Below are 11,010 nucleotides of genomic sequence, written 5' to 3' on the forward strand. Positions count from 1 at the left end.
TCAGGCCGCTCGTCGGAACGACGCACGGGCCGGTCGTCAGAGCGACGCTCAGGCCGCTCCTCGGACCGCCGCACCGGCCGCTCCTCCGAGCGCCGCACCGAGCGCTCCTCGGTCCTCCGCTCCCCGCGCCCCTCGGTCCCCCGGTCGTCCGCGGTCTGCGGCCGCGGCCGCCGCGCGCCCGCGCTCGCCTGGCGCGTCGGCTCCGGCTTCTCCACCGGCGCCTCGCCGCCCTGCCGCGAGATGGTCAGCAGCGCACCCAGCTCGTCGCGGGTCAGGTCGCGCAGGTCGCCCGAGCGCAGCGAGCCCAGGTGCAGCGGGCCGAACTGCCGGCGCACCAGCTCGAGCACCGGATGCCCGACCGCGGCCATCATCCGCCGGACGACGCGGTTGCGCCCGGAGTGCAGCGTGATCTCGACGAGCGACGCGTTCGAGCGCCCCTCCGGCCGGCCGAGCAGCCGCGCCTTGTCGGCCGCGACCGTGCCGTCCTCCAGCTCGACGCCGGCGGTCAGCGCCGCGATCGTCTGCGGCAGCACCTGCCCGTGCACCTTCGCGATGTAGGTCTTGGTCACCCCGAACGACGGGTGCGCGAGCACGTGCGCCAGCTCGCCGTCGTTGGTCAGCACCAGGAGCCCCGAGGTCTCGGAGTCGAGGCGGCCGACGTTGAACAGCCGCTCCTCGAAGTTCTGCGTGTAGGTCCGCAGGTCCGGCCGGCCGTTCTCGTCCGAGAGCGAGCTGACGACGCCGACCGGCTTGTTCAGCATCACGTAGCGCCGCGAGGTGTCGAGCTGCACGGCGACGCCGTCGACCTCGATCCGGTCGTTCTCGGGGTCGATGCGGCGGCCGAGCTCGCTCGCGACCTCGCCGTTCACGCGGATCCGCCGCGCGACGATCATCTCCTCGACGACGCGGCGGGAGGCGACCCCCGCGGCCGCGAGGACCTTCTGCAGTCGTTCGCCCTCGGGCAATTCAGGCGCGCTCATCGAATCCGTTCCGTCCGTCGCTCAGTAGGGGGGAGATCTTCGGCAGCTCGTCGAGCGAGGCGAGGCCGAGATGGACGAGCAATTGCTCGGTGGTGCCGTAGAGGACCGCGCCGGTCTCGGGGTCGCTGCCGACCTCCGCGATCAGGCCGCGGCCGAGGAGGGTGCGCGCGACGGAGTCGACGTTGACCGCGCGGATCTGCGCGACCTGGCCGCGCGAGATCGGCTGCTTGTAGGCGATCACCGCGAGCGTCTCGAGGGCCGCCTGCGACAGCTTGGTCGGGTTCTGGGTCAGCACGAAGTCGGAGACGACGCAGTCGTACTCCCGGCGCACGTAGACCCGCCAGCCGCCGCCGACCTCGCGCAGCTCGAAGCCGCGGCGGATGCCGCCGTCGGCGCCGTCGAAGTCCGCGGCGAGCCGCTCGACCGACTGCCGGACGACCGGGATCGGCCGGGAGAGCGCCGTGGCGAGCGCGGCGAGCGACTGCGGCTCGTCCGCGATCATCAGGATCGCCTCGACGGCGCGGTCGATCTCGAACGCGACGGTGCCGGGACCGGCGACGGTCGTGGAGTCGGCGCTCGTGGGCTCACTGGTCATAGTCGGCCCCCAGGTGCGCGAGGCTCGCGTCGGACCAGTTCTCCGCCACCCACTGCAGGGTCAGCTCGCCGAGCGGCTCCGGCTGCTCGAACGCGATCGCGGCGTGCCGGTAGAGCTCGAGCACGGCGATGAAGCGCGCCACGATCACGCCCTTCTCGTCCGCATCGGCGACGAGCTCGCGGAAGGTCGCCGTCGTCCGCTCGCGCAGCACGGCCACGATGTACGCGGCCTGCTCGCGGATGCTGATCAGCGGCGCGTGCAGGTGGTCGAGCCCGACGGTCGGGATCTCGCGCGGCGCGAGCGCGAAGGCGGCGAGCGCCGCGAAGTCCTCGGGCGAGAGCGTCCAGACCAGCTCCGGCTTCTTCGCGCGGAACTCCTCCTCGAGCGGCACCTGGCGCACGTGCCGGCCGGTCTCGGCGTCGATCCGCTCGGCGAACCACGCCGACACCTGCTTGAAGGCCCGGTACTGCAGGAGCCGGGCGAAGAGCAGGTCGCGCGCCTCGAGCATCGCCGCGTCCTCCGCGTCGACCAGCTCGCCCTGCGGCAGGAGCCCGGCGATCTTGAGATCGAGCAGGGTCGCCGCGACGACCAGGAACTCCGAGGCGCGGTCGAGCCCCTCGGCCGTGTCGATGCCGTGCAGGTAGGAGAGGAACTCGTCCGTCACCGCGCTCAGCGCGATCTCGGTGATGTCGACCTGCTGCTTGGCGATCAGGCTCAGCAGGAGGTCGAAGGGCCCCTCGAAGTTCGACAGCGCGACGGTGAAGCCGCGGGAGACGGGGGCGGTGTCCGCCTCCTGGTCGAGCAGGAGCGCCTCAGGCGACCGCGCCACGCGAGATCAGCTCCCTGGCGAGCTTGCGGTACGCCTTCGCCGCGTTGTGCTCCGGCGCGAACGTGGTGATCGGCACCCCCGACACGCTCGCGTCGGGGAACTTCACCGTGCGCCCGATCACGGTCTCGAGCACGCTGTCGCCGAAGGCGTCGACCACCCGGTCGAGCACCTCGCGCGAGTGCAGCGTGCGCGAGTCGTACATGGTCGGCAGGATGCCGTCGAGCTCGATCACCGGGTTGAGCCGGTCGCGGACCTTGTCGATCGTCTCGATCAGCAGCGCGACGCCGCGCAGCGCGAAGAACTCGCACTCGAGCGGGATGAGCACGCCGTGGCTCGCGGTGAGCGCGTTCACGGTGAGCAGGCCCAGCGACGGCTGGCAGTCGATCAGGATCACGTCGTAGTCGGCGCTGACCTTGCGCAGCACCCGGGCGAGGATCGTCTCGCGCGCGACCTCGTTGACGAGGTGCACCTCCGCGGCCGACAGGTCGATGTTCGCGGGGATGATGTCGAGGCCGGGGACGCGGGTCGGGCGGATCGCCTCGCTCGGGTCCTTGACGGTGCCGAGCAGCAGGTCGTAGATCGTGATCGCGTCGTAGGTGGCGACGCCGAGACCGGCGGACAGCGCGCCCTGCGGGTCGAAGTCGATGGCCAGCACGCGGCGGCCGTACTCGGCGAGCGTCGCGCCCAGGTTGATGGTCGTCGTCGTCTTGCCGACGCCGCCCTTCTGGTTGCAGAGCGAGATGATGCGCGCGGGCCCGTGCCCGGTCAGCTCCACCGGGAGCGGGAAGTCGCGCAGGGGCCGGCCGGTCGGGCCGAGCGTCGGGGCTTCGAGACCGGTGAGCTCGGCCTTGTCGTCCGTCTTGCGTGTCACCTGCGTCGCCTCGCTTCCCGTGTCGGCGTGCGCTCCCGCGCGGCCTCCGTCGAGTGTACCGGCGACCGTGCCCCTCCCCGCGGCGCCCCGCCCACGCTGGTCGAGCAGCCGCGCAGCGGCCCCCTCCATGCCGGTCGAGTAGCCGCGCAGCGGCCCCCTCCATGCTGGTCGAGTAGCCGCGCAGCGGCGTATCGAGACCCACCCCCTTCGAACGCCGGATCTCGATACGCCCGCTCCGCGGGCTACTCGATCACCATGAACCGCCCCGCCCCTCAGCGCCGCGCCCGCGGGTGCGCCGTCGTGTACACGTCGCGGAGCGTGTCCGCCGTCACCAGCGTGTAGATCTGCGTCGTCGCCACCGAGGCGTGCCCCAGCAGCTCCTGCACCACCCGCACGTCCGCCCCGCCCGCGAGCAGGTGCGTCGCGAAGGAGTGCCGGAACGTGTGCGGCGAGATCTCGCGATCGAGCCCCGCCTTCTCCGCGACCGCGCGGATCACCAGCCACGCGCTCTGCCGCGACAGGCGGCTCCCGCGCACCCCGAGGAAGAGCGCCGGCGTCGCCCGCCCGCGCCGCGACAGCTCGGGCCGCGCCCGCACCAGGTAGTCCTGCACCGCCTCGCGCGCGAAGCTCCCGAGCGGCACCATCCGCTGCTTCGAGCCCTTGCCGGTCAGCCGCACCACCTCCGAGTCGAAGACGTCGTCGACGCTCAGGTCCACCGCCTCCGAGATGCGCGCCCCGGTGGCGTAGAGCAGCTCCAGCAGCGCCCGATCGCGCAGCTCCGACAGCTCCTCGCCCCGGGCCGCCTCGAGCAGCGACGCCATCTGCTCGACCGTGATCGCCTTGGGCAGCGTCATCGGGAGCTTGGGCGGCAGCACGTCGTGGGCGACGTCGTCGGCGACGTGCCCCTCCTCCAGCGCGAAGCGGTGCAGCCCACGCACGCTCGAGAGGATCCGCGCCCGCGAGCTCGCCGCCAGCGGCCGTTCGGCCCGCGCCGCGAGCCAGGACGCGAAGTCCCCCACGTCCGAGCGCCGGAGCGCCGCGAGATCGGTGACCCCGCGCTCCTCGAGCCAGCCGAGATACAGCCCCAGATCGCGCCGGTAGGCCGCGATGGTGTGCGCCGACAGTCCGCGCTCGACGCTCGCCTGCCGGAGGAAGGCGTCGGCGATCGCGGCCGGAGTCACCCCCGGCGGACCCGCGGGTGCCGCGTCCACGGCGCCGAGGCGTCGCCGAGGCCGGCCCAGCCGCGCGCGCGGAAGGCGTGCGCCGCGAGCACCGCGAGGCAGAGGGACGGGTTCTGCACCCGCCGTGCGAGCACGGCGTCGACGGCCTCATCGAGCGCGACCCAGCGCAGCTCCATGTCGGCCTCCTCCGCCTCGCGCTCGAAGGCGGCGTCGGTGGCGGAGAGATCGCGCGCAAGGTAGATGCGGATCACCTCGTCGCTGCCGCCGGGCGAGGTGGCGAACTCCGAGAGCAGGTCCCAGCGGCCGGCCCGCAGGTCGGTCTCCTCCCCCAGCTCGCGCTGCGCGGCGATGAGGGCGTCCTCCCCCTCGATGTCGAGGAGGCCGGCCGGGATCTCCCACTCGCGGGTGCGCACGGGGTGGCGGTACTGCTTGATCAGCGCGACGCGGTCCTCGTCGTCCAGGGCGAGCACCGCGACGGCGCCCGTGTGGTCGAGGAACTCGCGGCGCAGCTCGCCGTCGCCGTAGCGGAAGGTCTCGGCGCGGACGCCCCAGACCATGCCGTCGAAGACGCGCTCGCTGGTGAGGATCTCGGGCTCGACGAGCTCGTCCGAGAGCAGCGCGTCCGAGGGCACGGAGTCGGTCGCGTCAGTCATCGGAGCCGGCCTCCGACGCCGGGAACAGCCGCGACGCCTCCTGGCGCTCGAGCGCCGCGGTCACGAGCCCCTTGAAGAGCGGGTGCGCGTTGTTCGGCCGCGAGCGCAGCTCGGGGTGCGCCTGCGTGCCGACGTAGAACGGGTGCTTCTCCCGCGGCAGCTCGACGTACTCGACGAGGCTGCCGTCCGGGGACGTCCCCGAGAACCAGAGGCCGGCTTCGGCGATGCGGTCGCGGTAGCCGTTGTTCACCTCGTAGCGGTGGCGGTGGCGCTCCGCGGCCTGCGGCGCTCCGTAGACCTCGGCGACGATCGAGCCCTCGGCGAGATCGGCGGTGTAGAGACCCAGGCGCATCGTGCCGCCCATGTCGCCGGCGGCGAGGATCTCGACCTGCTCGGCCATCGTCGCGATGACGGGGAACTCGGTCTCCGGGTCGAACTCGGAGGACGATGCGCCCTCGAGCCCGGCCTCGTTGCGCGCGTACTCGATCACCATGCACTGCAGCCCCAGGCACAGGCCCAGCGTCGGGATGCCGTTCTCCCGGGCGAAGCGCAGCGCGCCGAGCTTGCCCTCGATGCCGCGGATGCCGAAGCCGCCGGGGACGCAGATGCCGTCGAGCTCGGAGAGCGCCTTCGCGGCCGCCTCCGGGTCCTCGAGTCCGTCGGACGCGATCCAGCGCAGGACGACCTTGGTCTGCTGCGCGAAGCCGCCGGCCCGCAGCGCCTCGGTGACCGAGAGGTACGCGTCGGGCAGGTCGATGTACTTGCCGACCAGGCCGATGGTCACCTCGTGCTTGGGCTCGTGCACGGCCTCGAGCAGCTGCGACCAGCCGTCCCAGACGACCTCGCCGGCCGACAGGTCGAGCTGGTCGATGATGTAGGAGTCGAGCCCCTGCTCGTTGAGCATCGACGGGATCTCGTAGATCGAGGCGACGTCCTTGGCGTTGACCACGGCCTGCTCGTCGACGTCGCACATCAGCGCGATCTTGCGCTTGTTCGACTCCGACACCGGCCGGTCGCTGCGCAGCACGAGCGCGTCCGGCTGGATGCCGATCGAGCGCAGCGCGGCGACGGAGTGCTGGGTCGGCTTGGTCTTCTGCTCACCGGACGCCCCCATGAACGGCACGAGCGACACGTGCACGAAGAAGACGTTGCGGCGGCCGAGCTCGTGGCGCACCTGACGGGCCGACTCGATGAAGGGCTGCGACTCGATGTCGCCGACGGTGCCGCCGATCTCGGTGATGATCACGTCGGGCTGCGGGTCGTCCTCGGCCTGCAGGCGCATGCGGCGCTTGATCTCGTCGGTGATGTGCGGGATGACCTGGACCGTGTCGCCGAGGTACTCGCCGGCCCGCTCGCGGGCGATCACCCGGGAGTAGATCTGACCGGTGGTGACGTTCGCCGCCTGGTTCAGGTTGATGTCGAGGAAGCGCTCGTAGTGCCCGATGTCGAGGTCGGTCTCCGCGCCGTCGTCGGTCACGAAGACCTCGCCGTGCTGGAACGGGTTCATCGTCCCGGGATCGACGTTGAGGTACGGGTCGAGCTTCTGCATCACGACGCGCAGTCCGCGCGCGGTGAGCAGGTTGCCGAGGCTGGCGGCCGTCAGGCCCTTGCCGAGCGAGGAGACGACCCCGCCCGTGACGAAGATGTGCTTCGTGACCTTCGCAGGGGCGGTGTCGCGCCCGGCCGCAGAAGTGTCGGAAGAAGAAGAGGAAAGGCCCGAGTTCGAATTGTCCACCACGGGGTTCCACCGTAACAGCAGAACCGGCTCCGGGCGCCGCCCCCGCCGATTTCGAACCGGTCGGGGCGGGCGACGCACCGCGTGCGGTCAGCGCCGGCGGCTCGACTCGAGCAGCTCGCGCGCGTGCGCCAGGGCGTTCTCGGAGTCCGTCAGCCCGGAGAGCAGGCGTGCCATCTCGGACACCCGCTGCTCGGGATCCAGCTGGGTCACCGCGCTCGAGGTGACCGAGCCGTCCGAGCCCTTCTCGACCCGCAGGTGATTGGTCGCGAAGGCCGCGACCTGGGCCAGGTGCGTCACCACGATGACCTGGGACGTCTCGGCGAGGCGCGCGAGCCGACGACCGATCTCGATCGCCGCCGCACCGCCGACGCCTGCATCGACCTCGTCGAAGACGAACGTCGGCACCGGGTCGTTGGCCGCAACGACCACCTCGATCGCGAGCATCACCCGCGAGAGCTCTCCCCCGGAGGCGCCCTTCGCGAGCGCGCGCGGAGTGGCCCCGGTGTGCGGCTGCAGCAGCATCTCCACCGTGTCGCGTCCGTGCACCGTCGGCTCGCTCGCGCTGCCGACCTGCACGTGCAGACGCGCATCGGCCATGGCCAGCGCGGTCAGCTCGTCGCTCACCCGCGCGCCCAGCTCGACGGCGGCCGCGGTGCGCAGCTCGGTCAGCCGGTCGGCGAGCCGCTCGACCAGATCGGCATCGGCGGCGGTGTCGGCCTCGAGGGCTGCGATCCGCTCGTCGTCTCCGTCGAGCTCGAGCAGCCGCAGACCGGAGGAGTCGACGAGGTCGAGCACGTCGTCGAGGGTCGGCCCGTAAGTGCGCGCGAGCGCGGAGAGCTCCGCCCGGCGGTTTTCGATCAGCTCGAGGTCGTGCGCGCCGTCGAGGTCGAGCTCGGCGAGGTAGGAGGAGAGGCCGGCCGCGACGTCGCCGAGCAGCACCGACGCCTCACCGAGGGTCTGAGTCAGCGGCTCGAGCGCCGCGTCGTGCTCCGCGGCGCGCTCGAGCACCCGGCGGGCGATCTCGACGAGACCGAGGGCGTCGCGGCCGTCGAGCTCCTCCGAGGACACGGCCTCGCGGGCCTCCCCCGCGGCGATGCGCAGCTGCTCGATGCTGCCGAGCCGCTCGGACTGCGTCGAGAGCTCGACGTCCTCGCCGCGCTGCGGAGCGACCACCTCGATCTCGGCGAGCGCACTGCGGAGTCGCTCCGCCTCGCGTGCCCGCGACTCGCGCGCCGTGGTCAGCTCGTCGAGCTCCTCGCGGTTGGCCCGCCAGCGCTCGAAGGCGCTCGCGTAGTCGCGCAGGGCCTCCCCCAGCTCGGGCCCGCCGAAGCGGTCGAGCGCGTCGCGCTGCGCGGCCGCCGAGCGGAGCCGGATCTGGTCCGACTGCCCGTGCACCACGACGAGTTGATCGGCCAGCTCGCTGAGCACGCTGACCGGAGCACTGCGGCCGCCGACGACGGCGCGGCCGCGCCCCTCGGCCGAGACCGAGCGGGCGAGCAGCAGCTCGGGGCCGTCGAGGTCGCCGCCGGCGTCGTGGACGCGATCCGCGACCGCGCCCTCCTCGGGCACGAGCCAGCGGCCCGACACCCAGGCCTGCTTGCTGCCGGAGCGGACGGCGGACGCGTCGGAGCGCGCGCCGAGCACGAGGCCCAGGGCGGTCACGACCATGGTCTTGCCGGCACCGGTCTCGCCGGTGACGGCGGTGAATCCCGGTCCGAGCGGGAGGGTCGCCTCGGCGATGACGCCGAGGTCGCGGATCTGCAGCTCCTCGAGCATGCGGCTACTCCGTCTCCGCCGACCCCCGCCATCCGCGGATGGGGAGACCGAACTTCTGCACCAGGCGATCGGTGAACGGGGCGTCGTGCAGGCGGGCGAAGCGCACCGGCACGGGCGAGCGGCGGTAGACCACCCGCGCCCCGGGCGGCAGCTCGTAGGTGCGCCGGCCGTCGGCCCAGAGCACGCCGACGCCGTCGGTGCGCTCCTTCACCTCGACGGCGAGGCTGGAGTCCGGCCCCACGACGAGCGGGCGGGCGAACAGGGCGTGCGCACTGAGCGGCACGAGCAGCATCGCCTCGAGCGTGGGCCAGACGACGGGACCACCGCCGGAGAACGCGTAGGCGGTCGAGCCGGTGGGCGTCGACACGACGATGCCGTCGCAGCCGAAGCTGGAGAGCGGGCGGCCGTCGACGCCGACCATCACCTCGAGCATCCGCTCGCGGCTGCCCTTCTCGACGGTCGCCTCGTTGAGCGCCCAGGTCTCGTAGACGACGGCGTCGTCGATCTTGACGCGCACCTGCAGCGTCATCCGCTCCTCCACGGCGTAGTCGCCGTCGAGTGCGCGCGCGACCGCGTCATCGAGGTCGTCCCGCTCGCTCTCGGCGAGGAAGCCGACATGGCCGAGGTTCACCCCGAGCAGCGGAGCCGTGCCGGTCCGGACGATCTCGGCCGCGCGCAGGATCGTGCCGTCCCCGCCGAGGACGAAGACCAGCTCGATCTCCTCCAGCGTGACGTCGGTACCGAGGACCTCCACGTCGCTGAGCTCGGGTGCGGTGCGGACGATGTCGCCCTTGTCGTCGGCGCAGAGCACGGGCCGGGCACCGGACCCGCGGAGGCGTCCGACCACGAGGATCGCCGCTTCGAGGGAGTCCGCCCGTCCGGTGTGGGCGATGACGAGGATGTTGCGCTCGCCAGGAGGGGACTGCATCGAGTGGGTGTCCTTCGGGTCGATCGACGGCGGCGGACACGATCGCGTCACCCGAGAGTGAGCGCGGTGACCGCGTCCCTCCATTCTGTCGGAATCGTTCCGCGGTCGCGGTGGAGGTGCACCAGATACTCCTGATTCCCAGCGCCGCCCGGGAGCGGCGAGGCGATCAGACCGGCCACCCCGAGTCCCGCGTCCCAGGCGGACCAGAGCACGTCCGAGAGTGCCTCGCGCCGGAGCTCCGGATCGCGGACGATGCCCTCCTTGATGCCGAGTCGCCCCACCTCGAACTGCGGCTTGACCAGGACGACGAAGTCGGCGCTCGGTGCGACGGAGGCGGCGACGGCCGGCAGCACCATCGACAGGGAGATGAAGGAGACGTCGGCGACGACCAGGTCCGGTACGTCATCCGTTCGAGAGGCCGCTGCGAGCGAGCTCGCCGTCATCTCCCGGGCGTTGAAGCCCTCGACGACGTGCACTCGCTCCTCGGAGCGGATTCGCGGAGCCAGCTGCCCGTGACCGACGTCGAGCGCGATCACCGACGCGACTCCGCGTTCCAGGAGCACCTGGGAGAAGCCGCCGGTGGAAGCGCCGACATCCAGGGCGTTCGCGCCGTCGATCTTCACGGTGGGGAAGGCGTCCAGCGCGGCGATCAGCTTGTGAGCCGCCCGGCTGACGTAGTGGTCCAGCGAGGCGACAGCGATGTCCTGCTCCGGACGCACGCGGATCGACGGCTTCAGCGCCGGCGCTCCGTCCACAGTGACGACACCGTCGGCGATCATGCGCGCCGCGTGCACTCGCGACCGGGCGATGCCTCTCGTCGCGAGTGCCGTGTCGAGTCGCTGATCCTCGATGTCGCTCATCGGGAGGAGTCCCCACCCTCGAGCCGGACCCGGAGCTGCTCCTGCAGTTCCGCATAGGCGGCCGCCCGCAATGCCAGGGGCGACTGCTCGATGTCGTCGAGGCGATCGCCGAGCTCGACGCTCTCGCTTCCGGACGTGCGGTCCTCGGACATCGTCACTCCTCACGGCGCCGCGTCGAGCGGCTAGCGGCTCTCGTGGAGAACCTCTGGTTAAACAGCGATGGCCACCCATTTCTGGGTGGCCATCGTGAATTGGTGTCCGGCGGTGTCCTACTCTCCCACAGGGTCCCCCCTGCAGTACCATCGGCGCTGAGAGTCTTAGCTTCCGGGTTCGGAATGTGACCGGGCGTTTCCCTCTCGCTATGGCCGCCGTAACCCTCTCAGACACACCCACCAGCCGAAGGCTTGGTGGTGGTCAAATCTGGGTCACACGTCATGCGTGTGTTCTGTTGTCCGCCCCGAAGGTGCGGTGTGCTGATCGTGTCTTTGCGAACACGACCCGCGGTATGGAGCCCGTATTCTGGGAACCACAAAGTGGACGCAAGCAATCTCTGACCACTCCTACCAGCCTTTACAACGGTATGAATGTAGTGATTATCA

Annotated in this window: 10 protein-coding genes, 1 rRNA gene and 1 pseudogene; all 12 read right to left on the reverse strand. The window is 71.7% G+C overall.

Going from position 1 to position 11,010, the window contains the following annotated elements:
• Positions 1-215 precede the first annotated feature (215 nt).
• Positions 216-980: pseudogene (locus EDF22_RS21410) on the reverse strand (pseudouridine synthase); the annotation flags it as partial.
• On the reverse strand, positions 967-1,575 hold the full coding sequence (locus tag EDF22_RS20185; protein WP_123706604.1) for an SMC-Scp complex subunit ScpB: 609 nt from the start codon (positions 1,573-1,575) through the stop codon (positions 967-969). The gene EDF22_RS20185 and the pseudogene EDF22_RS21410, both read right to left, overlap by 14 nt.
• Positions 1,565-2,404: a ScpA family protein gene (locus tag EDF22_RS20190; protein ID WP_123706605.1), complete on the reverse strand. Its 840-nt coding sequence runs from the start codon at positions 2,402-2,404 to the stop codon at positions 1,565-1,567. The genes EDF22_RS20185 and EDF22_RS20190 overlap by 11 nt, the downstream gene beginning before the upstream one ends.
• Positions 2,388-3,275 carry a ParA family protein gene (locus EDF22_RS20195; RefSeq protein ID WP_123446039.1) on the reverse strand — a complete coding sequence of 296 codons (888 nt, stop codon included), beginning with the start codon at positions 3,273-3,275 and terminating at the stop codon, positions 2,388-2,390. Before EDF22_RS20195 ends, EDF22_RS20190 begins: the two co-directional genes overlap by 17 nt.
• Before the next feature lie 272 nt (positions 3,276-3,547).
• The gene (gene xerD, locus EDF22_RS20200) at positions 3,548-4,456 is read right to left on the reverse strand and encodes a site-specific tyrosine recombinase XerD (protein WP_123706618.1); all 909 of its coding nucleotides are present in this window, start codon (positions 4,454-4,456) and stop codon (positions 3,548-3,550) included.
• A complete protein-coding gene (locus tag EDF22_RS20205) occupies positions 4,453-5,109 on the reverse strand; it encodes an NUDIX hydrolase (protein ID WP_123706606.1) in 657 nt (218 codons plus the stop codon). The genes xerD and EDF22_RS20205 overlap by 4 nt, the downstream gene beginning before the upstream one ends.
• Entirely contained in the window at positions 5,102-6,865 is a 1,764-nt protein-coding gene (locus tag EDF22_RS20210; RefSeq protein WP_185019975.1) for a CTP synthase, read from the reverse strand. Before EDF22_RS20210 ends, EDF22_RS20205 begins: the two co-directional genes overlap by 8 nt.
• Positions 6,866-6,934: 69 nt before the next feature.
• Positions 6,935-8,623 carry a DNA repair protein RecN gene (recN, locus tag EDF22_RS20215; RefSeq protein ID WP_123706607.1) on the reverse strand — a complete coding sequence of 563 codons (1,689 nt, stop codon included), beginning with the start codon at positions 8,621-8,623 and terminating at the stop codon, positions 6,935-6,937.
• Between the two features lie 4 nt (positions 8,624-8,627).
• On the reverse strand, positions 8,628-9,551 hold the full coding sequence (locus tag EDF22_RS20220) for an NAD kinase (protein ID WP_123706608.1): 924 nt from the start codon (positions 9,549-9,551) through the stop codon (positions 8,628-8,630).
• A gap of 47 nt (positions 9,552-9,598) precedes the next feature.
• The gene (locus tag EDF22_RS20225) at positions 9,599-10,411 is read right to left on the reverse strand and encodes a TlyA family RNA methyltransferase (RefSeq protein ID WP_123706609.1); all 813 of its coding nucleotides are present in this window, start codon (positions 10,409-10,411) and stop codon (positions 9,599-9,601) included.
• A complete protein-coding gene (locus EDF22_RS21035) occupies positions 10,408-10,563 on the reverse strand; it encodes a hypothetical protein (protein ID WP_185039185.1) in 156 nt (51 codons plus the stop codon). The genes EDF22_RS20225 and EDF22_RS21035 overlap by 4 nt, the downstream gene beginning before the upstream one ends.
• A 104-nt stretch (positions 10,564-10,667) precedes the next feature.
• Positions 10,668-10,784: ribosomal RNA gene (gene rrf / locus EDF22_RS20230) — 5S ribosomal RNA — on the reverse strand.
• Positions 10,785-11,010 lie beyond the last annotated feature (226 nt).

The sequence above is a fragment of the Rathayibacter sp. PhB127 genome (genome assembly GCF_003751665.1).
In the GTDB taxonomy this organism is placed as follows: Bacteria; Actinomycetota; Actinomycetes; order Actinomycetales; family Microbacteriaceae; genus Rathayibacter; species Rathayibacter festucae.

What these genes read in the sequence shown, in the direction of transcription:
- EDF22_RS20185 (WP_123706604.1), bottom strand. Translation starts at nt 1,575, where the DNA reads ATGACCAGTGAGCCCACGAGCGCCGACTCCACGACCGTCGCCGGTCCC.
- recN (WP_123706607.1), bottom strand. Translation starts at nt 8,623, where the DNA reads ATGCTCGAGGAGCTGCAGATCCGCGACCTCGGCGTCATCGCCGAGGCG.
- EDF22_RS20205 (WP_123706606.1), bottom strand. Translation starts at nt 5,109, where the DNA reads ATGACTGACGCGACCGACTCCGTGCCCTCGGACGCGCTGCTCTCGGAC.
- EDF22_RS20220 (WP_123706608.1), bottom strand. Translation starts at nt 9,551, where the DNA reads ATGCAGTCCCCTCCTGGCGAGCGCAACATCCTCGTCATCGCCCACACC.
- EDF22_RS20225 (WP_123706609.1), bottom strand. Translation starts at nt 10,411, where the DNA reads ATGAGCGACATCGAGGATCAGCGACTCGACACGGCACTCGCGACGAGA.
- EDF22_RS21035 (WP_185039185.1), bottom strand. Translation starts at nt 10,563, where the DNA reads ATGTCCGAGGACCGCACGTCCGGAAGCGAGAGCGTCGAGCTCGGCGAT.